This window comes from [Actinomadura] parvosata subsp. kistnae (assembly GCF_900323885.1).
Taxonomy (GTDB): domain Bacteria; phylum Actinomycetota; class Actinomycetes; order Streptosporangiales; family Streptosporangiaceae; genus Nonomuraea; species Nonomuraea composti.
The window spans coordinates 2,888,611-2,912,726 of the sequence record NZ_OOHJ01000018.1 but is presented as its reverse complement, the minus strand read 5'-3'; the positions used below and the strand labels follow the sequence as shown (position 1 = coordinate 2,912,726).

Sequence of the window (24,116 nt, the reverse complement as noted above, 5' to 3'; positions counted from 1 at the left end):
GCACAGCCGCAAGACGCCATGATGGACGTTCCTCGAACATCCTCGACAACTCCCGCAACAGCAGCCTGCTGGAATCACAAACCGCTAGCGCAAAACCACGCCGAACAAGCCACACCGACCGCGACCGAGCACGCCTGCGACAGAGTCGACAACGCCGACCACGGTTACCTCTGGCGGTTCGACAGCTACGGAAAGATCGCCTTTATGGATCTCTCAAGCGCGCGCTAAGCACACTCATAACTTTCCGCGATTCCATGCTATGCAGCCCGCGCCCCGCCTACGATAGGTAGGTGACAGAACGTCGAGCGCTGCTGATCGGCGTACCTGAATGCGATGACAAAAGTTTTTCTCCCATCTCGCAGGTGGTACGGAACGATATCCGCAAGATGCGTGTTGCTCTGACCGCATCCGCATATTCAATCGATTCGGTCGGAGACGACGGGCACGACCCGAGCGGAAGCCGCATTCGAGCTGGCATCAGGCGAGCATGCTCCGAGGCTCCAGAGCAGAGCGTTCTCATTCTCTACTTCTCCGGTCACGGCATAAGTATCGACGGCGTCGATTACCTTGTCCCTAGCGACGCCTTTCGTGAAAACGGGATCCCTGTTACAGAAAGCCTTGTCCCAGTCGTGCCCGATCTCAGACATTGCCGTGCCAAATTGGTAGTTTTCTTCGTCGACGCATGCCGTGACGCACCCGCAGGACAGCCTTCAGAGGGGGCCTGGGGCGGGGTCCTTCACTATCCTGGCGGTGGTTCCCAGGTGATCGTCGCAGGCTGCGGCCCAGGGCAGGTCTGCCAGTATGGCGAGGATGGCAGCACCTTCACCAGGACCCTCGCCAGGGTACTCGACCGCCGCCATCCTGCCCGGACGCTTGCCGGCGTACTGAGCGAAGTGACAAAGGAGATGCGCCGTACGACCGGCCTCGCCGACGAGCGAGCACAACTGCCCAACGCTTATCCGACGACGATGCTTCGAGACGCAGTCGACCTGGTGATCTGCGAAGGCGACGAACTTGTCTCTGCATGGCGGCGTGCCGCATCCGACAACCGCCTCTGGAGCTTGGCCAGCAGCACTCCCGAAACGATGCGGGAAAAAGTAGCATTTCTTGCCGAGATGTGCGCCCGGAGGCAACTTGGTGTCGCCGATCGCCTCCGCGAGAAGACCGGCATGGCAGACCACTGGTTTGATCCGAATTATCCCGCACGGGTCGTGGACTTCACTGCACAACTGCTGCAACCACGTCTGCCAGTGCGCCCGGAGGAGGCGGCGGTGCTCATCTCGGCCCCCTTCCTTCGAGAGGCGATGCTAGCCGAAGGGCTACACCTTGCGGCCAGCATTCGGCCTGGCGATTTCAAGCGTAGTTATGAAACGGGAGCACGCACCGACCTAGAGCTCACTCATGAGATGTATCCGCAGGTTATCCGTCGCGCAGAAGGACTCGCACATCGCCACGAACGGGAGGCGGCTGAGACTCTCATCATGTGGTTGGTACATCGCTGGCTCAATGGGCTCAGCAGCCTGTGGAAGCACGAGCAGTCGCGGCGTCTTACCGAAGAGGGCTCGACCCTTCTACAAGACGCCATATCGGAGTTTAGTGAGGGGGAGTGCCGGCGGCTCGTAGAAACACTCATGCGGGCGGTCGCAGCAGACCCGGTAGACCCCCAATTAGAGGAGAGGCTCGCCACACTCCCCGACCGATGGCGGGGACATGTCGGTGTGTTATGGCTGGCGGGAACGCTGGCTGCGGATCCCCGGCGTTGGCCCACCGTCATTGCCGATCATATCGGCACCGGACTGGAGCTGCCGATCAACTTCGCGAAAAACGCTGCCGACTTGCTTCGCATTCAGGAACATAAAGACACTCTAGACATCGCCTTGATTTGCTCGCACCCGGCTCAGCACGCAGCATTCGAGGCTATCGCCGGCGCAAGCCAACATATTCTTGAGCGCATTCGCCATTTGGGACGACTTGGGCCGATCGAAGATTACCTACCGACACGCATCACGCATCACGGAATTCGACCGGATCGACCCGGGTCCGACGACATTCCCGCGTACGAGGTCCCACTCACCCGGTTCAGGCTATCCGAAGATAAAATTCGCGAATTACTGATGGGCCGTCAACTGTACGACGATCCGTCACTAGCCATTCGCGAGCTCTACCAGAACGCCCTAGACGCCTGCCGATATCGCGACACGCGTTTGGAAGGGCTGCGAAGGCGAGGGAAGCGACCGGCCATGTGGGAAGCGGTTATCACTTTCCGGCAGGGCTTCGAGAACGGCCGCGAGTACGTCGAATGTGAGGACAACGGCGTCGGCATGGGCCGGAACGTGCTGGAACAGGTCTTCGCGCACGCGGGGGAACGCTTCGTCTACTTGCAGGACTACCGTGCAGAGCATGCGCTTTGGCAGGAACTCGACCCGCCGCTGCGGATGGTGTCCAACAGCCAGTTCGGCGTCGGTGTCTTCAGTTATTTCATGATCGCACATGAGATTCTGCTGTTCACCCGACCAGTGGATCTACAAGGCATTCCGTCCGCGAGCGGTTTCACCGTGCGCATTGCCAGTAGTGGCAGCCTCATGCAAGTGACTCCGTCGGAGGAAATACTTGGTGGTGGCACCCGTATCCGCCTCTACCTCACTGGCGACGGGGAAGATGACGAAAGAAAGGTTTCCGTTCTGCAGACCCTGCGTCGACTGCTGTGGATCGCAGAGTACCGGGTCGTGGCATCGGAGCATGGCTCCGCACCTGAGGTGTGGCATCCACGGAGACTTCGCTACCAGGATGAGTCAGCTGAATCCCTCGAATACGACCGTGACCTCTGGTGGGTCTCAGGCGAAGGGGGACTTGCCGCCGACGGTCTGCGAACAAATGAAGAGATTTATGGGCTCATCATCAATCTTCGGGACGAACACCGCCCACAGTTCACTGTCGATCGCAAAAAGCTTCGGAGCTGGCACGAGGAATGGGTGAACGAGAAGATCGACAAGTCATTGTCGCTGCTCACGGACTGGCCGGGACTCTCACTCACCTGGCTCTGGGCGGTTACCGATTCCACGCCTGAAGTGGCGCAGAGAGTCTTTGGCTCTCTGATTCGAGGCGAGCGCGACATTCAGGTCGGCGGCGGCTGGGGCCATGGCATGGCGGTCTCTGTGGCACGGGTCGGTTGCGTACCGCAGGACAAGGAACTTTTCGACCCTAACAAGTACGGCTATCCGTACGCTCGATGGTTCCTGACCTGGCGGTCTGGCGCTTGGAAAGGTGTGGCCAGCGCCAGAGGAAACTTCCGGCGTATTCCAAGCGCCCAGTCCGTCGAGGGCTTCCCTGTCGCAGACCCCATAGATGGCGCTCTCTTGAGCCGATTGAATTGGATCACCGAGGATGCGCCAGTCCGTGCGGAGGTGATCATAGACGCGGCTACCCATCCGAAGCATCAACTGTCCGATCTGATACGACGGTTGCGGAGGTTCGCCATAACCGGTCTGGAACTGCGCCACCTCCGCCGTTGCCCGCCCGTTCCCCGCATGTTCAAGAAAGAAGACGCGCCTCTAGCTGGAGCATTGTCGGCGTGGTCTCCACCTGATCTACCTCGGCCGTCGGTCGTGGCTGGATGGCTCGTCAACGCCTCTGCTCAGTTGGACCTACCGTTGAAGGAAGTCCTAAGGAGAGCCGCTGAGATCGCACCTCCCGGCTGGTCCGCACCTGAACTCGACCTCGGAGATTTGGCTGATGCTATTTGCACGGTAGCAGAAGCCAAACTCGTTTCACGCTACCTCAACGGCAGAGCTCCGTGGATCGACGGAGAACTCCAGCCCGATCACATAGCACATGCGGCCGGCGAACTCGGCCGGGATGTTCCGCAGATCCTCGAAATGTGCGATCGACTCAAGCCACTTGGCATCAAGGTGGCTGGCCGTTCTCGTTTCCCGGAGACCCTGCAGAAGGTAGAGGCAGAAGCACTTCGGCACCTGAAGCATGTCGGGGATCGATTGACACCGATCAAGCTCTTGATGATCGCTGGTCTAGTGGAGATGAGCGTCCTAGACGCTAGGTCGGCACTCATCTCACTGGAGGACCGCGGTCTCCTCCAGCTTCCGCAGATCACTGCTACGACGGATATGACGCCCAATGCCGATGTCGTCGAGTTCATCAAATGGGCACTGCAGACGCTTCATCCTGGGACCCGTCGACAGGAGTTCACCCGGGCTGAACCATGCCTAGCAGTGGCGGCACTGCTGTCCGGCAGGTATTGGCGGCGAGGAGCAGTCTGCCAGCTTAAGAAGCTGATTCCATACACCATTCCAGAGGGAGAGATAACATACGTTCATCTGGTCCGTCTGGCCTCTATGATCACAGGGACCATTGGAGACGCGCGGCGCCTTTTGTCCTCCACCTACCCTGATGTCTCGCTGCCGGCGGCGACCCAGCACAGCGAGAGCCTGCAGCCGTGGCTCCTTTCTGCCTATCTCGTGACCCCGTTTTGGAGTTGGAAGTCGCCAAGCTGGGCAGTGAACGCCGGGCAGATAGTTGATGGGACCCTTGATTTCGGGATAACCGTAGGGGATTTTCTCAGGCAGCTCGCTCCCTACCGCGAGCTAGGCGCGCCAATACCTGAGCTTGGACAGGACGCATTCGCCGAGATGGCCGGCTGGCGTCCAGATCAATACGACATCGACATGCTGGCACTTCCACAAGCTAACCCTTTCCTGAACGATGTCGACTACGCGACGGAAATTGATGGGCTGCGGCTGGTTCAAATTGCGGGGCGTCTCGGGATGAATTTGACCGAGGCGCACCGGCGGCTTAATAGAATGGCCCCCTTAGGATTGCAGCTGCGTTATGTTTCCGACGCAGTGCCGGACGAGATCGTGTTGTGGCAGGACCTACTCCTCCTGACTGTTCACCTGGACGGACAGCATCCAGTAATCAGCGGGCATGTAGATCTTGGACATTGTAGACGGGCGGCTGAGGAAACACAGGAACCAGTCATGCGACTCTTCGACAGGCTGCGGATCTACGCACCCCTATTCTCCCTCACGCTGCCTCAGGAGCCTGTCGATGTCTGAGCACCGTGCTGTCCCCTTCGCTGAGACCGAATTCAGCACAGAAACCGCCTTCACCGTGACAAAGACTCCCGAGGAGGTAGTCGTCACGGGACGATGCCCAGCATGTGGGGTACGGACGTCCATGACTTTCTCCCGCGGGACGCCGCACGGAACGAAGGGAGTGTTCAACCGAAGATCTCCTATCCCTCCTGTCCAAATCTCCAAGGTGACTGTTTACTGTGAATGCGGTTACCAACATCCGGACCGGCCACCTGAGGCCCCCGATAGCGGATGCGGAGCTTACTGGTCGGTTGACATCTGATGAGCATCGAGCGAAAGCGCTGGGCACAACGCGCTCAGGAACTACGGTTCGAACAGCTAACGATCGCCCGCAAGCAAGCCGAAGGGTGGCGAGCAGGTCTGGCCGCGCTCATCGCACTACTGAGTGCTGTGCTGATCGTCAAAGGCCGCGACACCGTCCTCGGTCTGGAGGACTGGGTGAAAGTCTCTGTCGCCCTCCTCCTGGCGGCCGCGCTTGCGGCACTGGTCTCAGCGACAGTGCTCGCATTGCGCGCTGCGTCCGGAACGCCTGGTTCGGAGATCTTGCTGACCGGTGAAGGCCTTCGGGAATGGACCCAACGTGAAGTCCGCGCTATCGGCCGTCGAATCCATGGAGCTGCAGCCTTGACCATCGTGGCCCTCACGATGCTGGTGACCGCTCTGGGCTTCACTTGGTTCGGCGCTAGTGCCGAAAACTCGACGTTGCAGATCGAAGTCGTCGGCCGAACCGAGAGGCTTTGCGGAGAGTTGGTCGGGAGCGCAGATGGGGAACTCATTGTGAAAGGGAAGTCGCTGCAGCGGATGCCCTTGAGCGGAGCTACCTCGATCAACCCCGTCAAGCACTGTGGTTAGCACGGCTGCTGTCCGAGCACTCATGCAGGCGGCAACGACCAGATCGAACTGCGGGTGCTCGGTGGAGGGGTTTCCTGGGTTCCGGCTCGCATGGCAGGGTCGACGCGAGGTACCGGCCCAGTGCCCCGTCGCTGTCCGGTACCGATCCTCAGCCCACGCGCCTGGACGGCACGCTGAGGAAGGGGCGAGATATGGCGGCGCATTCCATCGCCGCGTGACGTGGCCGGGACCAAGCGATGAGGCACCCACTAGGCGGGTGGTGCTCGCGCTGGGAATTTGCCAAGGCGGGACCCTCGAGATCATCTCGAGTAGGCCGCAGTTCGGTCTCCAGGCGCGTGATCCTCGCTGGGCAAGCGCCGCACCCCCGTGGCGACGATGACGTCCTCATAGAGCAAAGAGGGCCCTCTCCTCAAACTGAGGAGAGGGCCCTCCATCTGCGGAGGATGAGGGATTTGAACCCTCGATGGGCGTTAAACCCAAACCGCATTAGCAGTGCGGCGCCATAGACCTGACTAGGCGAATCCTCCTGGAGCCACCGCGGCTCAGCACAGCGTACCGGCCTTCTGGCGAGGCGGCAAAGCGATAACCCCGCCCGTCTTCGCCAAGAGTTATCAACAGCCTGTGGGTAACTGCCTGTGGATGAAGCCCGCCCAGAGCTGGAGCGGGCTTCATGCCTGTGGATAACGTACCGCGGGAGCGCGGGATCAGGCGGCCGGGTTGGCCTCGCCCTCGATCTCGATCTTGATCTTCTTGCCCACGAGCACGCCGCCGGTCTCGAGCGCCTGGTTCCAGGTGAGGCCGAACTCCTCGCGGTCGATCTCCGTCTTGATCGAGAAGCCCCAGACCTCCTGACCCCACGGGTTGGTGCCGACGCCGCCGTACTCGACGGCGAGCTCGACCTCCTTGGTGACGTCGCGGATCGTCAGGTTGCCGGCGACGACGAACTCGTCACCGGAGTGGCCGACGACGCGGGTGCTCTTGAAGGTGATGTTCGGGAACTTGTCGGCGGCCAGGAAGTCGTCGCTGCGCAGGTGACCGTCGCGGTCCGGGACGCCGGTGGAGATGCTGTCGGCCTGGATCGTGAGCTCGGCGGCGGACTCGAGCGGGTTCTCCGCGATCGTGACGGAGCCGCTGAACGTGCCGAAGTGGCCGCGGACCTTGCTGACCATCATGTGCTTGACGACGAACCCGATCGTGGTGTGGGCGGCGTCGAGGTTGTAGGTGCCGGCGGCCGGGATGGTCAGGGACTCCCAGGTGCGCGTGGTCATGGGGTTCTCCTCAGAGAGTGTCGGTCGAGCGGATGTCTGCGGCAACAACTTTCTACATGAGGAATATTCCGCGCGTCAACTAACGTCGGATAAGGTATGAGCGTGACGAACTTCGACGACTCCCGGCTGACGGCCATCGGACTGCTGACCGAGGTTCACTCCGGGTTGATGAGCCGGTTCCAGCCGGTGCTGAGCGCGGCGGGGTTGTCGGAGATCGACTTCGAGACCGTCATCCGATTGGCACGTTCCCCGCATCAGCGGCTGCGGATGAGCGATCTCGCCGCGCAGACGCAGCTGTCCACGAGCGGGGTGACGCGCGTCGTCGACCGGCTCGAACGGGAAGGGCTGGTCAGGCGCGAGTCGTGCGCCAGCGACCGCCGGGCCTCCTACGCCGTCCTCACGGACGCGGGGCGGGAGCGGATGGAGTCGGTGCTGCCCGATCACCTGCGTGACATCGAGGAGTGCTTCACCGGGCTGCTGGGGGCCGATGAGCTGGAGGCGTTCCTCAAGAGCCTGCGCAAGATCAGGGACGTCGTGCGACCCTGCGCCACCGCCGGCGCCACCGGCGCTACAGATGAGGCCTGCCCTACTGAGCGGGAAGCTCCAGCGCGGTCCTGAGCTTGGCCATCGCGCGGGACACCGTGCTCTTGACCGTCCCCACGCTGATCCCCAGCGTCTTGGCGATCTCCAGCTCGGTCATGTCCTCGTAGTACCGCAACACGATCGCGGCCCGCATGCGTTCAGGCAGCTCCCGCAGCGCCTGTTCGAGCGCCTCGTGGACCTCCGAGGACGACGACCCGGCCGGGTCGCAGGCCGCCGGCCGCTCGGGCAGCTCGTCGGACGGGTACTCCTCCAGCTTGCGCCGCCGCCACTGCGAGATGTTGATGTTCACCATGGCCCGCCGCACGTAGCCGTCCAGGGCGCCCCGGTCCTCGATGCGCTCCCAAGCCTGGTATGTCTTGGTCAGCGCGCTCTGCAACAGGTCCTCCGCGTCGAGCGGATGTCCGGTGAGCTGATGGGCCGCGCGCAGCAGTGCGGGGCCGCGCGCCGTGACGTACTCGCGGAACTCGTCTTCCCAGCTGGTGGTCTGCATCGTGGCCAGAATCGCAGCCCGATGCCCTATTCGGCCTGAACCGCAATTCAGGTTTCGGCCCGCCGAGGATAAAGGTCCGTCAAGGTCGGTGGTGGTTTGTACGCCGCCGTAGGTGAAGGCACTTCCCCGGGGATGCGTATTTTGCTCTGTTCTGGGCCACTACGGTGGGAGCCGCCCTCAAGTCATGTGAATCTAGTACCCGAGCGAGGGAGGGGCGGATGGTCTATCCGAGCGTTGAGCGCCGCCGGGTGCTCGCCGCGGCCGCGCTCGGCCGGCAGAGCGGGGTTCCCGGGCCCGAGCCGGGCGACGGCGAGCCGCTGCGGGCCGTCGCCGGCGAGGTGCTGGACGTCAGCCCGCACCTGATCACCATCGAGACCCCGTCGGGCACCGAGGAACGCCTGGTCATCGCCCCCTGGGCGACCGCCTGGCACGGCGCCGAGGTCGCCCCGGCCGACCTGCCCGTGGGCTCCATGGTGCTGATGCGCGCCCTGCGCGACGGGCGCGTGGTCGACCGCATCTGGGCCGACACGACCCGCATCACGGGAACGCTCCTGTCGATCGAGGGCCGCAGGGACCTGACGGTCGAGCTCGACTGCGGGCCGCATCGCGGCCACCGCACGGTGATCATCCCTTACCGCTCGTCGGGACGGCTGCAGGTGCGCCATCCCAAGCTGGAGCCCGGTTACCTGTTCGACGCGATCGGCGTCAGGCGTGACGGGGCGAGCCTGGCGCTGCTGCCCGCGACCTCCCAGCCGCCCTACCCGGCGCGGTCCGTGCCGCCCGCGCCGCCGGCGTACAAGCAGTCGCGCATCGGTGGCACGGTGACCTGGTCGGACACGTTCGACGAGGAAGAGCGCGGCGCCGCGTACCCGATGCTGGAACGTACCGACACCGGCTGCGCCCGCGCGGGCGTGTCGTGCGCGGGCCTGCCGTACCTGTCGGTGGGGTCGCTGCTCCAGGTCAGGAACGTGTGCACCGACCGCACCGCCAACGTGCCGGTGATCGCGTGCGGGTGCGTGGCGGGGCGGTTCTGCGACCGGTGCGTCGAGTGCGACACCTCGCCGCGCGGGCGGATCGCGGAGCTGTCGCCGTCCTCCTACGTGGAGCTCGGCGGCGAGCTGGTCAAAGGATGCTTCAACGCGCAGCTCGGATTGGGGTGAGGCTTGGTGCTCGGATCGCAGCTCCCGCTCCTGATGGCCATGCTCCTCCTGGGGACGGCGGCCAAGGTGCTCACCGTCGCCACGAGGAGCGAGCCGGGCGGGCTGTCGAGGCTGGGGCCCGCGGTGCTGGTGCCGGAGCGCGTCCAGGGCCCGGCGCTGCTGGTGTGCGCGGTGGGCGAGCTGGTGCTGGCCGGGGGGCTGCTGCTCACGACGCATCCGCTGTTCCGCTGGGGCACGGTCGCGTTCTTCGCTTTGTCCACGTACGTGCTGCTGGAGCTGCGCAGGCGGCGGCCCGACGCGGGATGCGGCTGCTTCGGCGAGGTGAGCTCGGCCCCGGTCGGGCTGCGCTCGATCGGCCGGACGGTGGCGCTGACCGGGATGGCGGCGGTGTCGGTGTGGTCGCCGGTGCCGGGCTGGCAGGCCGCGCTCGCGCCGTCGTGGCTGCTGGCGGCGGGGGTGGCGGTGCTCGCGGCGCTGTCGCCCGAGATCGAGGAGCTGATCGACCGCGTACGGTATCGCGCCCCTTGTGAGCAACGCCCGGCCCCGGCCGAGTCGGTCACCCTGTCGCGCCTGAAGGCGAGCGGCACGTGGCGGGCGCACGAGGGCGAGCTGGTCTCGGCCGACCCGTACGACACGTGGCGGGAGCTGTGCTGGCGTTTCTTCGCCTTCCGCAACCACGACGATGACGACGTCGTGTTCGCCGTCTACCTGAGCGGCCGGCGCCCGGCGGTGCGGATGGCCGTGGTCAGCAGGGAGGACAGCGGATCTCTGCCGGAATATACGCCCGTATCGGCATGACGCTAGAAAGCCGTATACGACTCTCGAAAAGCATGGCGATATAGCTCTATTGGGCTGTCTAGCTTCCCCACTAGACAGCCCAATAGAGGTCTAGGGGCGTCGCTCAGATCGGCTGAGCCCGCAGGAACTTCCCGAAGTGCGGCACCGTGAACGCGATCAGCCCGCGCTCGGCGCTGTAGATGAGACCCTTCTTGATCAAGCTGTCGCGAGCGGGCGAGAGGCTGGACGGCTTGCGCCCCAGCGCGTCGGCCACCTCGGAGGTCGGCACCGGATCGTCGCCGATCTGCGCCATGGCGTGCATGTAGTCGCGCTCGGCCGGCGTGGCCCGCTCGTAGCGGCTGCCGAAGAACCCGACCGCCAGCTCCTCCTCGGCCTCCGGCGCGGAGACCTTGACGTCGTCGAGGGTGATCGGGCTGCGCGGCGCGAGGTCCCAGGCCACCTTGCCGTAGGCCTGCACGAAGTAGGGGTAGCCGTCGGCCGCCTCGTAGAGCGCGTCGAGCGCCTCCTGGGTGAACTCGACCTCCTCCTCGCGCGCCGGCAGGATCAGCGCGAGGTCGGCCGCCTCCCGGTCGAGCTTGTCGATGCGCGCGTAGCGGAAGAGCCGCTCGGAATAGCTCTTGCTGGCCGAAAGGACGCTCGGCAGGTGCGGCAGCCCAGCGCCCACCACGATCAGCGGCCCGCCCGTCTGCGACAGCTCGTGGCAGGCGGCGCAGAGCGCGGAGACGTCGGCGGGCTGGACGTCCTGCATCTCGTCGATGAACAGGGCGATGCCCACCGCCAGGTCGGTGGCCACGCTCGCGGCGTCGACGAACAGCTCGGTGAGGTCGATCTCCAGGTCGCCCGAGTCGGCGCGCCCGCGGCTGGCCGGCACCTCGATCCCGGGCGACCAGTGGGAGGTGCCCTTGGCCGCGGCCGGATCGCGCATCGCGAACGCCTTGAGCACGCCGAGGAACTCCTCGATGCGCTCGGGCGCGCGGTGTCGCGGCGCCAGCTCGCGGATGGCCATGTGCAGGGCGGCGGCCACCGGCCGCCTGATCGACTGGTCGGGGCGGGCCTCGATCTTGCCCGTGCCCCACAGCCGCTGCATGGCCATGGACTTGAACGTGTTGAGCAGGACGGTCTTGCCCACTCCCCGCAGGCCGGTCACGACCATGCTGCGCTCGGGGCGGCCACGGGCCACCCGCTCCAGCACGACCTCGAACTGCTGGAGCTCACGATCACGGCCGGCGAGCTCAGGCGGGCGCTGCCCGGCGCCTGGAGCGTAGGGGTTTCGCACAGGGTCCACGCTCTCGGACTTTATTGCCGGATATAGCGGCCGTCTTAGATTTGGGAAGAAAGTGCTACGGCGTGTCCGAGCAGGGGCGGGCGCGAGCACCGTCATCGGACACACCCCCTCTCACCAGGCCGAACCTCTGTTCGATTGCGGTACCTAGAACTGTAGCGCGGACTCGAACACCTATGCGATGGTTTCGAGTAAAGATCTTTGCAACAGCCCGGAGCCCCAGCCGCGTCCAGGAGATGTGGAGTTCGAGGATTTCGTACGGGCGCGGGGCCCCGCCCTGCTCCGCTACGGCTACGTGCTCACCGGCAACGCCGACGACGCGGCCGACCTGGTCCAGGAGGCGCTGCTGAAGCTGAGCGGCTCCTGGGCCCGGGTGCGCAACAAGGACAACCCGGAGGCGTACGTCCGCACGACGATGGCCAGGCAGCACGTGAGCTGGTGGCGCAGGCGGCGCAGGGAGCACCTCACGAACGACGTGCCCGAAGGCTCCTACACCGACGTGCACACGTACGGCGAGCTGTGGAGGGAGCTGGCCACGCTGCCGCGCAGGCAGCGGGTCGTGCTCGTGCTGCGGTACTACGAAGACCTGTCCGACAAGGAGATCGCCGACATGCTCGGCATCTCCCGGGGGACCGTGCGCAGCCAGGCGTTCCACGCGCTCAACGCGTTGCGCGTCAAGCCGTCCGTACGCGCGTCACTACGAGGGGAGCAGCGGGCATGAGGAGCGAGGAAGAGCTGATCGGCGCGCTGCGGACGGCGGGCGAGCACGCCCCGACGACGCCGGCGGCCTGCTGGCGGGCGTGGCGCTGCGCAGGCGGCGCAGGACCCGGCGGCGGCTGCGCGTGCTGGCGGCGGCAGCGGCCGTGGTGGTGCTGAGCGTGGGGATCAGGGGCGTCGTCCTGACCGGCGGGGGCGAGGGCGACGTGGCCACGACCCCCACCGCGACGCCCCCCACCGAGACGCAACGGCCGCGATCGGGACCGGTCGGGCAGGTCTGGCCGCGCGCGGTCTTCACGGTGCCCACCGAGAACGCCTCCGGCGACACCCGCCTCCCGCTCACCGGCGTCAGCGCGACGCAGATCCTGCTGCTGTCCCTCCCCGCGCAGAAGAGCCCCCTGCTGGAGATGTACGACTCCACCACCGGGCAGACGCGCGTGCTCGCCGAGCTGCCCTCGTCCCAGAAGCACATGGGGCCGATCGTGGCCGCCGACGGCGCGAACATCGTCTGGTCCGTCGGCGGCCGATCCTCCGCCGAGATCTGGACGATCCCGCTGACGGGCGGCGAGCCCACGGCGGTCACCGGCCTGTCCGGCGAGCGGGCCGATCTCGAGGCGCTCTCGGTGAACGGCGGCCAGGTCATCTGGTCCGAACGGTCCGGCGACGTGTGGCGCGCCCCCCTGACCGGCGGCGGCGCCCCCGAGCGCATCCCGTTCGGCAACGGCCTGCATCTGCTGCGCTGGCCATGGGCCGGCGACGTGCCCGGCGGCCCCGACACCAGCGACCGCAGCCAGACCGAGATCGTGGACCTCACCCTCGACACGCGCGTCCCGATCACCGTGCCCGACGGGGTGAAGGGCCTGCGCTGCGGCCCGCACTGGTGCTCGGGCCGCGACGCCAAGGGCGTCTTCGTGCAGCGGATCAGCGGCGGCGAGGTGCACCGCGGGCTCGACGGTTTCGGCCACCCGAAAGCGCTGTCGATGGCGCCGATACTCAATCGGTTCGTGGTGCTGAAGAACGGCGTGTACGACGCCGAGACCGGAGTGACGGCCACCATCCCCGCGCGGGCGTCGTGGCTGAGCATCGGCACCTCGGCCGAGCCCAGCACCGTCGTCTACTGGGAGGGCCGGTCCGGCACCTACGAGGTGCTGAACTTGGCAGCCGTCCCGTCGGCCCAATAGCGTTCGTGGCCATGCGGACCTTCGCGAACGTACAGGAACTCAAGGCGGCCGTCGGCGAGAAGTTCGGCCCGACCGAGTGGCGCACCGTCACCCAGGAGCAGGTCAACACCTTCGCCGACGCCACCGACGACCACCAGTGGATCCACGTGGACGTGGAGCGCGCCAAGGAGGGGCCGTTCGGCGGCACGATCGCCCACGGATACCTGACGCTGTCGCTGCTGCCGTCGTTCATGTTCTCCCTGATCAAGGTGGAGGGCATCGCGATGGGCGTCAACTTCGGCCTGAACAAGGTCCGCTTCCACAAGCCCGTCCCGGTCGGCGCGCGCATCAGGGCCGTGGGCGAGCTCATCGACGTCAAGAACAGCCCGGCCGGCTACCTGTCCACGCTGAAGATGACCGTCGAGATCGAGGGCGAGAAGCGGCCCGCCTGCGTCGCCGAGACCCTGTCCCTCTACGTGGCCGCCGAATAACCGTGCAACAGATGGTCCCCTGACGCGATCCCTGGGTTCGTGGAGGAATTCGACGAGTTCGTCCGGGCCCGGGGCGACGCGCTTCTCCGGTACGGCTACGTGCTGGCCGGCAACTCCGAGGACGCGGCCGATCTCGTCCAGGAGGCGCTGGCCCGCCTGGGTGACGCCTGGCCCAGGGTGCGCAAGAAGCACGACCCCGAGGGTTACGTCCGCACGACCATGGTCCGGCTGCACATCAAGTCGTGGCGGCGGCGGCACCGGGAGGACCTGGTGGCCGCCGTCCCCGATCACGGTGAGCCCGACCGCTACGCCGACGCCGACCTGTGGGCCGAGCTCCAGGAGCTGCCCCGCAAGCAGCGGGCCGTGCTCGTGCTGCGTTACTACGAGGACCTGCCGGACCACGAGATCGCCGCGATCCTCGGCGTCTCCCGTGGCACCGTACGCAGCCAGGCGGCCCGCGCCCTCGACAAGCTCCGGATCATTCGAGAGGCACGGGTGCTGCGATGAGAAGCGAAGAGGACCTCGTCCTGACCATGCGGGCCGCGGCCGGGCAGACCCGGCTGCCCCCGGACCTGGCGAGCGGCGTGGCGGGGCGGCGGCGCGCCCGCCGGGCTCGCAAGCGGGCGGGGGCGGCGCTGGCGGCCGCGGCGGTGGTGATCGTCATCGGCGGCATCTCCGTGGGGACATCAGGGCAGGAACGGACGATCCCGCCCGCAGCCTCCCCGGCTGGGCAGGAACCCGCCGCCTCCCCCTCGTCCGCCATCAGGCCCGCCACCGAGGTGTGGCCGGAGGCCGTGACCAGGATCCCCGCGACGGACCGCCCCGTGACCGCCCTCAGCGCGACGGAGGTGCTGCTCTACAAGGACGAGCGGTTCGAGGTGTACGACTCCGCCACGGGCCGGACGCGCGTCCTCGGCCGGGTGCCCGCGGCCCCGTCACGGGTGGCCGTCGGCACGCAGGACATCGCCTGGGCCGACACGAAGCTCGGCCTCTGGGTCCTGCCGAGGCAGGGCGGCCAGGCCAGGCGCGTCGGGACGGCGGCGGCCGACGTCTACGAGCTCGCCGTCACCGACGGCTTCCTCGTCTGGTCGGGCGAGCGCCCCGGCGTCTACCGGATGCCGCTCGCCGGCGGCACGCCCGAGCTGATGCCCGGCGCCGGCGAGCTGCGCCTCGCCTCCTGGCCCTACGCGCACGCATGGGACGCCGCCGGCAACGTGACCAGGATCGTCGACCTCGAAACGGGCAGATCCACCCCGGTGGCGGTGCCCGAGGGCGCCGACCGCTGGCAGTGCGGCCCCGAATGGTGCACCGGCCTGGTGAACGAGCGCCCGATCGTGCAGCGCGTGGACGGCTCCGGCCGCCGCACGCTGCCGCGCACCTTCATGGGGTACGGCCTCTGGTGGCTGCTCGACGACCGGCACGCCCTCTACCGCGTCTACGAACCCGACGTGAACAAGGCGGGCGTGCCCCTCGCCATCGTGTACGACCTGGCCACCGGGGAGATGGGCGGGGTCGGCGAGCGCACGCCGGGCGTCGAGGGCGGCGACGTCGGCCGCGTCCAGGACTTCCCCACGCTCTTCTGGGACGCCGGCGCCCGGTTCTACCGGCACTGCGCCGACCGGTCCTGCGAGATCAGGACGCGGGGCGGCGGCAAGGAGTACACCGTCCTGAACGTGGCCGCGATCAGAGGATGATCGCCGCCACGGCCGCCAGCGCGATGAGGCCGAGGTAGGCCAGCACGAGCCGGGTGTCCCGGAGGAAACACTTGCTCCGGGTCAGCCCGGCCCGCCGCGCCCTCCAGTAGCCCGCGAACCCGAGCGCCGCGAACCCCAGCACCGCCCAGGGGCCGAGCAGCCAGGCCAGCAGGGCGACGGTCGCGTATATGCACAACCGCAGCGGATCGTACGGCGCCTGCGCGTTCTTCTCCGTGTCGGTTCGGCCCGCGCTCGTTCGGCCCGCGCTCGTGTGGCCCGCGCTCGTGTGGCCCGCGCTCGTGTGGCCCGCGCTCGTTGGACCCGCGCTCACTTGGCCACCACCGAGAGTCGTTGCCTGGACAGCTCCGGCCACGCCTGCACCGCGCAGAACGGCGCGCACTGATCCCGCTCACCCGCGCGCGTGCCCACGTGCACGCAGCACTGCGTGAGCCGCTCCTCGATCATGGTCGACAGGTCCATGAACGGCTTCACCGTGATCCGCACCACCCGTTCCCCCAGCATCCTGCGCAGCTTCCTGCGCCGGCCCGGCAGCGCCGACGACGCCAGCGCGAGCAGCGTGGAGACGCCGAGGTCGCAGTTCTCGCAGATGGTCCGCCACAGGTCTCCGACCTGCGGATGCGACAGCGACGACTGCTCCGACAGCAACCCGAGCAGCGACTCCTGGACGGCCAGGCGCAGCTCCTTCGGCAGCTCGGTGTCGGCGATGCGGTTGGAGACCAGGCCCAGGTTCGCCTTGAGCCGGTCGTGGCCGATCAGCGCGGTCAGCGAGCGCCACTGCCGGGCGTCGTCGCGGATGAGGTAGCCGACCGAGCAGCAGTGCGGGTGGGAGCAGGGCAGGGCCGTCAGGTCGCGCCAGGTCACCAGGCCGTCGGTCTGCGGGCCGAGGCGCTTGAGTACGCCGGTGTGGGTGAGGCGGTCGTTCGGGTCGATGGTGGCCGACCTGCCCGAGCCGAACTGGGGTTGCAGGGAGACGCCTCCGACGTACGGGGTGTCGAGCGCGAGGCGTACGACGTCGCCGATCTCCCCGTCGTTCACGCCGAGGGCGGCCGTCATGACCAGGGTCGTGAAGATCTCGCGCTCGGACAGCCTGGCGACGGCCTCGGCCTTGATCCGGGTCAGGTCGCCGCCCCGGTGGTGCCGGGACGCGTCGGCCGACGTGCCGTCGTACTGGAGGTAGACCTCGACGCGCTCCCTGTGCTCGGTGAGCAGGTCGAGCAGGGAGTCGTCCTTCGCCAGAAGGACGCCGTTCGTGTTGATCAGGATGCGGGTGATCGGTCGGGCGGTCAGCTCGGCCAGCAGCGTCTTCAGCTCGGGGTGGAGCGTGGGCTCGCCGCCGCTCAGCATGAGGACGTCGAGCTTGCCGTTCTCCCGCTCCAGGCGCTGGTCGACGTTGGCCAACACGTCCGGCACCGGGACGACGCCGGCCAGGTCGGGGGAGCTGTCGGCGAAACAGGTGGGGCAGCGCAGGTTGCAGGTCTCGGCGATGTCCTCCAGGAGGATGCACGTGTGCTGGGTCTGCAGCTCGGGCAGGCCCCGCAGGTAGGCGGAGGGGATCGGGTCGAAGTTGCCGGCGGTGTCGGGGACGTGCTGCTTCGTGGGGGCCGTCCACTCCTCCAGGTACCTGAGGATCTCCGGGTCCTCGTCGTACAACGTCCGGATGAACCCGTGCTCGCGGCAGCCGCGCTCCAGCCACACGCGGCCGTCGCGTTCGGCCAGGTAGCCGCTCAGGCGCTGCACCCGGTCGAGGGGGCGGTCGTGGCAGCTCGGGCAGAACGCGTTGACGTACCTGAGGATGCGGTCGCCCCGCAGGCCCATGCCTGCGCTCATGTCATGACCTTTCGTCCGAAGAGGGGTGCGTAGTGGCCGCGCCGCCAGCCGTAGCCGAGCCGGACGGCGAGCAGCAGCATCCCCGGGATCAGGAACCACTGCGGCCTCGTCAGGTCGAGCCACACCGTCTCGTTCGCCCTGGTGAACTCGACGAGGAAGCGGAAGACGGCGTACCCGGCGACGTACAGCGTGAACAGCTCACCCGGCCGGGTCAGCCGCTCGCGCGCCCACAGGAGCGCGGCGAACGCGGCGAGCTGGAAGATGATCTCGTAGATGAACGACGGGTGCATCGCCTGGCCCGTGAGACAACCCGGGCACTCGGGGGTCGTCGGCGGGGCGTGCACACCCCACGGCAGGTCCGTCGGCCGGCCCGGCGCCTCCGTCAGATGGCAGCCGATCCGGCCCACCGCCATCCCGAGCGCCACCGCCGGGGCGAACAGGTCGCCCGTCCGCTCCTTGTAGCCGATGATCCGCTTGGCCACCAGCACGCCCACGTACGCGCCGGTCAGGCCGCCCAGGATGCTCCTCGACCCGTACAGCCACAGGCTCTGCAGCTCCAGCGTCTCCATCCAGCCCGCCAGCCGCATCCCGATCGCGCCGCCCACCAGCGCGCCCGCCACCGCGATCAGCGACTGCTCGTTGAGCGCGCCACGCCTGCGCGCCTCCCGGACGAAGACGACGGCCGCCACCGCCACACCCAGTCCGACGAAGATCTCGTGATAGGGCATGGGCCGTCAGCCGTACAGGCTCGGGTTCAGACCGGTGCAGATCCCCGCAGAAAGGATCGACCACAACGCCCAGCCGATCATCAATCCCAGACCCAGGCCCCTGCTCCACGGCTTCCGCACAAAACACAACCCGACCCCCGCCCCTAGCCCGGCCACCGCCAGGATCACGGCACCCGCCGCCAAGTACGGGTTGGCGCTGCCGCTGGCGCCCATGGCGGCGAAGAACAGGAAGAAGCCGACCACGAGGTTGAGGACGCTGTAGATCGCCAGACCGGCGAACAGCATGCCGATGAGCATGCCCGTGGAGCCGCTGCTCGGGGGTGGGGGCGGCGGCGCATACCCACCACTTCCCGGCCCGTACCCCGGCCCCCCACCGTAGGGCAGCGGCCCACCGTACGGCTGCCCACCATGCCCTTGCCCCTCGTACTGAGGCTGCCCGCCGTACTGCGACTGCCCTTCGTACTGGGGCTGCCCGCCGTACTGCGGCTGCCCACCGTGCTGGGACTGCCCACCGTACTGCGGCTGCCCCTGCCCGGGACCCGTCCCGTACGGCGGCTGCCCCAGAACCCCTCCGTACGGCTGCTGCCCCTGATCCGGCACCCCGTATGGCGCCTGCCCTTGCCCTGGGCCACTGCCTTGCTGCGGCTGCCCCGCTCCAGCCCCGGGCTGCCCCTCCCCCAGGCCGCCCTCATACGGCGACTGCCCCGCACCAGCCCCGTACGACGGCTGCCCCTGAGACGGCACACCCCCATAAGGCCCCTGGCCCTGCCCCTGCCCGTGCGTTTGACCCTGCGCCCAGCCGTGAGACGACGACCCGCCTTGAGCGGGCTGCCCCGAAGGCGGCTCCCACGGCAGCTCCTGTCCCCGAGACACCCCCTCTCGGGCAGGGCTCCCAGGCCCCGCATCCGGCGGCAGGAACAACGGCCGCCCACCATGCCCATGCCCCAGCTGCCCCGGTTGCTCCGGTTGCCCCTGCCCTGGCTCGCTCTGACCTCGCTCGCCGAGACCCGGCTGGCCCGGCCCACGCTCGCCCTGACCCCGCTCGCCTTGGCCCGGCTGGCCCTGACCTCGCTCGCTCCGGCCTTCGGAATCCGCCACCTCGCCTTCACCGCCGTCCAGCCCCGGAGGCGGCATGAACACCGGCTCCGGCCTCCCGCCCGGAGGAGCAGCCGACGGCGGAGTCCCCGATCCCTCATCCGGCGCCGCCCCGGCCCCTGATGCGTCGTCAGGCTCTTCGGGCGGCGAAGGTGGTGGCGTTGTACTCATTGGCTTGGTCTACCCCTCTAGTCATGATCAGACTAGGCACCCGAGATTGCCATCGGATCAACACCCCACCACATCACCGCCCGCCCCCTCTACAGCCCCTCCGAGTAGTAGATCGCCGCCTGCACCCGGCTCTTCAGCCCCAGCTTGTTCAGCACCCGGCTGACATGCGTCTTGGTAGTGGCCTCCGCCATGTCCAGCTCCTTGGCGATCTCAGCGTTGGACAACCCCCGCCCGATACAGGCCAGCACCTCCCTCTCCCGGGGAGTCAGCTCCGCCGGCCCACCCGGTTCGGCCCCCACCTCCCGCCGCGCGACAGGCGCCTGCTCGGCAAAGGCCGCGATCAGCCTCCGCGTGACCCCGGGCGAGATGAGCCCATCCCCCCGAGCCACCACCCGGACCGCCTCGACCAACGCCTCGGCCTCGGTGTTCTTCAGCAGGAACCCGGCCGCCCCGGCCCGCAACGCCCCGAACACGTACTCATCGACATCGAACGTCGTCAGGATCAGCACGTCACAGACACCCGCCAGCTCCCGCGTGGCGGAAATCCCATCGAGCCGCGGCATCCGCACGTCCATCAGCACGACATCGGGCCGCAGCTCCCGAGCCATGGCGACCGCCTGCTCCCCGTCTCCCGCCTCGCCCACGACCTCGATGTCGTCCGTCCCGTCCAGGATCAGCACGATCCCGGCCCGGACCGCCGCGTGATCGTCGGCCACCAGCACCCTGACCGTCACCAGCCACCACCTTCATCCACTCCACCGCACGCCGACAGCCGGAGAAAGACCAGCCCCGCTAAACCTCCACAGCCGTGGGGAGGACGGCCGAAACCCGCCACCGCCCTTCATCCCGGACTTCCCCCGCGTCGAACAGGCCTCCGACCAGCGAGGCCCGCTCCCGCATCCCGATGAGCCCCGCCCCGGCCCCCGGCAGCCCCGCCTCCCGCCGCCCCTCGCCCAGGCCGTTCTCCACGCTCACGCGCACCTGCTCACCCTCGTACACGACGGCCACCGACACAGGCGGCTCCCCGTGCTTGAGCGCGTTGGTGAGCGACTCCTGCAAGATCCGGTATCCGGCGAGATCGACGGCCGCCGGCAGCTCCCGAGCCTCCCCCTCGACCCGCAGCTCCACCGCCATCCCGGCCTCCAGCACCCGCTCGACCAGGGTCTCCGCATCGGCCAGCCGAGGCCGGGTGGGCTCACCCTCGTCCCCCTCCTGCCGCAGCAGCCCGATCATGGCCCGCATCTCGGCCATCCCCTGGACGCTGTTCTCCCGTACGGACTCCATCACCCGCCGCACGGTCTCCCGATCGAGATCCTTACGCGAGAGCGCGGCAGTGGACTGGATCGCGATGGCACTGAAGTGGTTGGCGATCATGTCGTGCAGCTCGCGCGCCATCCGCGTGCGCTCGGCGGCGACCGCCGCCTGCCGATCCAGCTCGCTGAGCCGGGCCACCTGCTCGGCACGCACCCTCTCGGCCGCCGCCCGGTCCCGCTGCTCCCGCAGCACGACCGCCGTGGTGACCGGCGTGACGAGCACCAGCCCGGCCTGCACCCCCATGACGGCCAGCATCCGCCAGTCCGCCATCACGAACCCCGCCACGGCCCCGGCCACCACGGCCAGCACCCCGGTGACGCCGAGCAGCACCCGCGCGAACCGGGCCGGGCCGTAGAGCGCGGCGGCGTACAGATTGTCGGTGAAGACCAGCACCGTCCCCAGGGACGGCCCCACGAACCCGTCGATCACCACCCCGACCACCCCAGCCCCAGAGAGGCCAGGGGAGCCCGCTGCCGCACCAGAACCCCCGCACAAGTGAATGCCAGCGGCACGCACAACACCCACTCCGGCACCCCGCGATGCACATAGGACTCGCCCGCGATCAGCACCACCCCCACCGCGAAGGCGAGCCCGGCCCCCAGCACCACCTGTTTCATGCCCTCATCCCACCACCTCCCGCCCGCCGCTCCCTCCTACGAAGGTCCTCCTGTGGATACACCCTTCGATGTATCCGCGGACAACGACTTATCCACAGCTCCTGCGACCGGAAGCCCCACCATGAGGAGTTCATCCACACCGGTCGTGCATAACTCTCCACCCGCTCGACGAGAGGGGTTTCCCCAACCGCACACTCATTGCGACGATGTGCTCACGATTCGTGGGACCCGGGCCCCGGACAGCAGCCGGACCCAAGGGATCCCTTCCAGCTACCGCAAGGGGTAGGGGCACGTGAACATAGAAGCGGAGATTCGCACGCTGAAGCTCCGTGTGGACGCCCTCGAAGCAACCGCGCGCGCCGGCAGGGCCACCTCCGGCCGCCGTCGCAAGAGGGCACGACGCCGCCGCATGACCATCCCGGCACAGAACTGCACCCCACTGGAGGACACCCCACTCGTCGGCACCCCGGCCGACCTCACCACCATCACAGAGCTCCGGGCCGAACTGTCCCAAGACGTCTCCGCCCTGAACGACGAGATCGGCGGCTTCCGCAGACAGTCGAACGACCACTTCTCGAAGCTCCGCGGCCAGATCCAGGACCAGCACCACTCCGTCCACCGCAGACTGACCGACCTGGCACAGGTCATCGAACGCCTGGCCAAGAAACTCGACACCTAGCCCACGTAGGGACCCTAACCCCAGGTCAAAACCCCGATCACCCCTCCACGACCACCCGGCACACCCCCCAACCCCGGACCAGCGACCCCATGATTGCCGTTTCTGGTTCGAGGTACTCCTCAGAACCCGCTATGCTTGCTTACGCAGCGAGCGGCCGTAGCTCAATGGATAGAGCATCTGACTACGGATCAGAAGGTTAGGGGTTCGAGTCCTCTCGGCCGCGCAAGGCGAAAGCCCTGGTCATCACCTCGATGACCAGGGCTTTTTCGTTGTTCGATCACCTCTCGCTGTCCGGCTGCGTCCGGTTCTCGCCGGTCGTCTCCGGGTGATCCTTCCCAATGCCTTCCCGAGGGATGGGGCCCAGAACTTCGGCGATCCGGCGCATGGCTATCTCGTCATGGCCCACGAGGCACTTCTCGTAGGTGCGGTGCAGGATCTCCACACTGTTGCCTGCCCACTCGGCAACCTGCTTGGGTGAGACGCCAGCGTTGAGCCAGGTGGAGAGACAGGCGTGCCGTAGGTCGTAAGGGCGCTTGGCCAGCGGTGATGCGTACTCCTCTGAGGTCAGCGCCTCCTTGCGCGCCTTGTCCCAGATTCGTTTGATGGTGCTCGTGGCCAGCACGCCACCGTGGGTCCCGTAGAACACGCGCCCCGCGGGACCGGTGCCGTTCTCCTTGAGATGCTTGCGAAGAATGGCCACCAGCTCGGGCGGACACGGGACAGAACGGGTTTCTCCCTCGGCGCGGTGCTTGAGGCCACGCGTATCGCGCTGATCTCCGGTGTCGGTCCACTCCTTACCGGCGTCTGGTGTCGCGCTGGTCAGGTAGAACTCTCCCCAGGTGTCGGCCGCGTCGGGCAGAGTCATCTCCTTCTCTCTCAGATTGACGGCCTCTTCGGGCCGTAGCCCTGCGAAGTAGAGCGCCGCGAAGAAGGGCATGAGTAGAGCACCACTCGGCTTCTGTCGCTCCACTGCAGCGAGCAGGGCGCGGGCTTGGTCAGGATTGACCACGGAGCGCCGGTCTACTTGAAAGGTCGTCTTGACGACTTTCCACTTGAGGTCTGGGATGGGGTTCTTGTCCAGCAGTTTGAGTTCCACAGCGTAGGTCATGGCGTTGGTGAGGATCACGCGGTGTCGCCGGTTGGACGTGGCGGCCACGCGTTTTCCGTCCAGTCTCGTCGTGGCGGCGTTGAGCATTGCTCGGGCGGTGACCGCCATGGACAAGGCCGAAACCCGAAGGGAGTGCCTTTCTACCCATTCGAGGATCTCGCGCGTCCCGCTCGGACACCTGGGACGCGCTTTGGTGTTGAATCCCCACCGCCGAAGCGCAGTCCTGATGTCCCGCGCGTCGTATGGGTACGTGCTGCTGTCGAGCATGCCGAACGTGGCCATGGTGAGGGCGTAGGCGATGCCGGCGCGGTGCTTGGCGGACGCGTCGGTCCACTTCATGTCTACGAACTTGCAGGCGAATCGGTACCAGCTCATGTCCGGCCGGTCGGCGCGCGCCCACGAGATGGGTTCTCCCGTGGTCAGGCTGAACGGCTCACCGTTTCTTGCGGCGGTGACCAGCTTGCTGCGAAATGCGTCCGCTTGAGCTTCCTTCTGGAATGACCTCTTCCAGTTCAAACCGTTGGTCTGCCATAGAACGCGGTATGAGGTGACCACGCCCTTTGCGTTCTTCCGCCTCTCGGTCTTGAATACGCGAACGTTGAAGGTCGTGTCACTCATCAGGCGGCAACCTCCAGGCTGGCCAGCCAGCGCTCGTAGTCGATGCGGCGGATGCGAAGGTCGCCGTTGGGCAGCTTGATGCAGCGCGGGGCGCGGCCCTTCTGACGCCAGTCGTAGAAGGTGGAGCGGGCTATGCCAAGTTCAGTGCAGAGGTCGGTGACGGTCATGGGCTTGCCTGCAGTGGTCGCCATGAGCGTGTTTCCTTCCGAGTTTCTGTGATCGACTCAGGCAGGTGGATGCGCGTTGTGAGGGGGGTAGCCGTACCAGCCGTACCAGCCTCGTTTTTGCTGGTCAGGACCGGTACGGCTTTTTGGG

23 protein-coding genes and 2 tRNA genes are annotated in these 24,116 nt (G+C 67.1%); 12 read left to right on the top strand and 13 right to left on the bottom strand.

Going from position 1 to position 24,116, the window contains the following annotated elements; genetic code table 11:
• Positions 1-290 precede the first annotated feature (290 nt).
• Positions 291-5,069, top strand: coding sequence for a wHTH domain-containing protein (locus KIS93_RS33690; protein WP_155128759.1), 4,779 nt, complete (start codon positions 291-293; stop codon positions 5,067-5,069).
• 300 nt (positions 5,070-5,369) lie between these two features.
• Positions 5,370-5,960 carry a hypothetical protein gene (locus KIS93_RS33685; protein WP_155128761.1) on the top strand — a complete coding sequence of 197 codons (591 nt, stop codon included), beginning with the start codon at positions 5,370-5,372 and terminating at the stop codon, positions 5,958-5,960.
• Between the two features lie 437 nt (positions 5,961-6,397).
• Here the strand turns inward: KIS93_RS33685 and KIS93_RS33680 are convergent.
• Together KIS93_RS33680 and KIS93_RS33675 are read right to left on the bottom strand one after the other, a co-directional pair.
• Positions 6,398-6,487, bottom strand: a tRNA-Ser gene (locus KIS93_RS33680).
• 177 nt (positions 6,488-6,664) lie between these two features.
• The gene (locus KIS93_RS33675; protein ID WP_080043865.1) at positions 6,665-7,228 is read right to left on the bottom strand and encodes a YceI family protein; all 564 of its coding nucleotides are present in this window, start codon (positions 7,226-7,228) and stop codon (positions 6,665-6,667) included.
• 96 nt (positions 7,229-7,324) lie between these two features.
• Between KIS93_RS33675 and KIS93_RS33670 the strand changes: the two genes are divergently transcribed.
• Positions 7,325-7,846, top strand: coding sequence for a MarR family winged helix-turn-helix transcriptional regulator (locus KIS93_RS33670; protein ID WP_080043866.1), 522 nt, complete (start codon positions 7,325-7,327; stop codon positions 7,844-7,846).
• Here the strand turns inward: KIS93_RS33670 and KIS93_RS33665 are convergent.
• A complete protein-coding gene (locus KIS93_RS33665; protein WP_080043867.1) occupies positions 7,815-8,321 on the bottom strand; it encodes a SigE family RNA polymerase sigma factor in 507 nt (168 codons plus the stop codon). The two genes, KIS93_RS33670 and KIS93_RS33665, sit on opposite strands and share 32 nt — an antisense overlap.
• Positions 8,322-8,539: 218 nt before the next feature.
• Between KIS93_RS33665 and KIS93_RS33660 the strand changes: the two genes are divergently transcribed.
• Together KIS93_RS33660 and KIS93_RS33655 are read left to right on the top strand one after the other, a co-directional pair.
• Positions 8,540-9,481 (top strand): hypothetical protein, encoded by a 942-nt coding sequence (locus KIS93_RS33660; protein WP_080043868.1) that lies wholly within the window; start codon positions 8,540-8,542, stop codon positions 9,479-9,481.
• 6 nt (positions 9,482-9,487) lie between these two features.
• The gene (locus KIS93_RS33655; protein WP_230465680.1) at positions 9,488-10,279 is read left to right on the top strand and encodes a MauE/DoxX family redox-associated membrane protein; all 792 of its coding nucleotides are present in this window, start codon (positions 9,488-9,490) and stop codon (positions 10,277-10,279) included.
• A gap of 103 nt (positions 10,280-10,382) precedes the next feature.
• On the opposite strand, the gene KIS93_RS33650 is transcribed toward KIS93_RS33655, so the two are convergent.
• Positions 10,383-11,564, bottom strand: coding sequence for an ATP-binding protein (locus KIS93_RS33650; RefSeq protein WP_080043869.1), 1,182 nt, complete (start codon positions 11,562-11,564; stop codon positions 10,383-10,385).
• Positions 11,565-11,799: 235 nt separating this feature from the next.
• Here KIS93_RS33650 and KIS93_RS33645 point away from each other — a divergent pair, with 235 nt between their 5' ends.
• The 5 genes from KIS93_RS33645 (at position 11,800) to KIS93_RS33625 (ending at position 15,623) form a co-directional block, all read left to right on the top strand.
• A complete protein-coding gene (locus KIS93_RS33645) occupies positions 11,800-12,282 on the top strand; it encodes a SigE family RNA polymerase sigma factor (RefSeq protein WP_230465681.1) in 483 nt (160 codons plus the stop codon).
• 79 nt (positions 12,283-12,361) lie between these two features.
• Positions 12,362-13,459, top strand: a complete 1,098-nt coding sequence (locus KIS93_RS33640) for a TolB family protein (RefSeq protein WP_186404554.1) — start codon at positions 12,362-12,364, stop codon at positions 13,457-13,459.
• An 11-nt stretch (positions 13,460-13,470) separates the two neighbouring features.
• Entirely contained in the window at positions 13,471-13,929 is a 459-nt protein-coding gene (locus KIS93_RS33635) for a MaoC family dehydratase (protein ID WP_080047354.1), read from the top strand.
• A gap of 39 nt (positions 13,930-13,968) precedes the next feature.
• Entirely contained in the window at positions 13,969-14,436 is a 468-nt protein-coding gene (locus KIS93_RS33630; RefSeq protein WP_230465682.1) for a SigE family RNA polymerase sigma factor, read from the top strand.
• The gene (locus KIS93_RS33625; RefSeq protein ID WP_080043873.1) at positions 14,433-15,623 is read left to right on the top strand and encodes a TolB-like translocation protein; all 1,191 of its coding nucleotides are present in this window, start codon (positions 14,433-14,435) and stop codon (positions 15,621-15,623) included. Before KIS93_RS33630 ends, KIS93_RS33625 begins: the two co-directional genes overlap by 4 nt.
• On the opposite strand, the gene KIS93_RS65875 is transcribed toward KIS93_RS33625, so the two are convergent.
• From KIS93_RS65875 to KIS93_RS65870, 7 genes are all read right to left on the bottom strand, one after another.
• Complete coding sequence (locus KIS93_RS65875; protein WP_230465683.1) at positions 15,613-15,954, bottom strand: hypothetical protein; 342 nt, start codon at positions 15,952-15,954, stop codon at positions 15,613-15,615. The genes KIS93_RS33625 and KIS93_RS65875 overlap by 11 nt on opposite strands.
• Positions 15,951-17,471: a radical SAM protein gene (locus KIS93_RS33615; protein WP_080043874.1), complete on the bottom strand. Its 1,521-nt coding sequence runs from the start codon at positions 17,469-17,471 to the stop codon at positions 15,951-15,953. The genes KIS93_RS65875 and KIS93_RS33615 overlap by 4 nt, the downstream gene beginning before the upstream one ends.
• Positions 17,468-18,199: a prolipoprotein diacylglyceryl transferase gene (locus KIS93_RS33610; protein ID WP_080043875.1), complete on the bottom strand. Its 732-nt coding sequence runs from the start codon at positions 18,197-18,199 to the stop codon at positions 17,468-17,470. The genes KIS93_RS33615 and KIS93_RS33610 overlap by 4 nt, the downstream gene beginning before the upstream one ends.
• A gap of 6 nt (positions 18,200-18,205) precedes the next feature.
• Positions 18,206-18,484, bottom strand: coding sequence for a hypothetical protein (locus KIS93_RS33605; protein ID WP_222107683.1), 279 nt, complete (start codon positions 18,482-18,484; stop codon positions 18,206-18,208).
• A 1,070-nt stretch (positions 18,485-19,554) separates the two neighbouring features.
• Positions 19,555-20,199 (bottom strand): response regulator, encoded by a 645-nt coding sequence (locus KIS93_RS33600; RefSeq protein WP_080043877.1) that lies wholly within the window; start codon positions 20,197-20,199, stop codon positions 19,555-19,557.
• A 58-nt stretch (positions 20,200-20,257) separates the two neighbouring features.
• Positions 20,258-21,211, bottom strand: coding sequence for a sensor histidine kinase (locus KIS93_RS33595; protein WP_246005390.1), 954 nt, complete (start codon positions 21,209-21,211; stop codon positions 20,258-20,260).
• A complete protein-coding gene (locus KIS93_RS65870; protein ID WP_246005389.1) occupies positions 21,205-21,396 on the bottom strand; it encodes a hypothetical protein in 192 nt (63 codons plus the stop codon). Before KIS93_RS65870 ends, KIS93_RS33595 begins: the two co-directional genes overlap by 7 nt.
• 409 nt (positions 21,397-21,805) lie before the next feature.
• Here KIS93_RS65870 and KIS93_RS33590 point away from each other — a divergent pair, with 409 nt between their 5' ends.
• Positions 21,806-22,075, top strand: a complete 270-nt coding sequence (locus tag KIS93_RS33590) for a hypothetical protein (protein WP_080043878.1) — start codon at positions 21,806-21,808, stop codon at positions 22,073-22,075.
• 150 nt (positions 22,076-22,225) lie between these two features.
• Positions 22,226-22,298: transfer RNA gene (locus KIS93_RS33585), tRNA-Arg, on the top strand.
• Positions 22,299-22,352: 54 nt separating this feature from the next.
• Here KIS93_RS33585 and KIS93_RS33580 read toward each other — a convergent pair.
• The gene (locus KIS93_RS33580) at positions 22,353-23,801 is read right to left on the bottom strand and encodes a tyrosine-type recombinase/integrase (RefSeq protein WP_080043879.1); all 1,449 of its coding nucleotides are present in this window, start codon (positions 23,799-23,801) and stop codon (positions 22,353-22,355) included.
• Positions 23,801-23,992: a helix-turn-helix transcriptional regulator gene (locus tag KIS93_RS33575; protein ID WP_080043880.1), complete on the bottom strand. Its 192-nt coding sequence runs from the start codon at positions 23,990-23,992 to the stop codon at positions 23,801-23,803. The genes KIS93_RS33580 and KIS93_RS33575 overlap by 1 nt, the downstream gene beginning before the upstream one ends.
• Positions 23,993-24,116 lie beyond the last annotated feature (124 nt).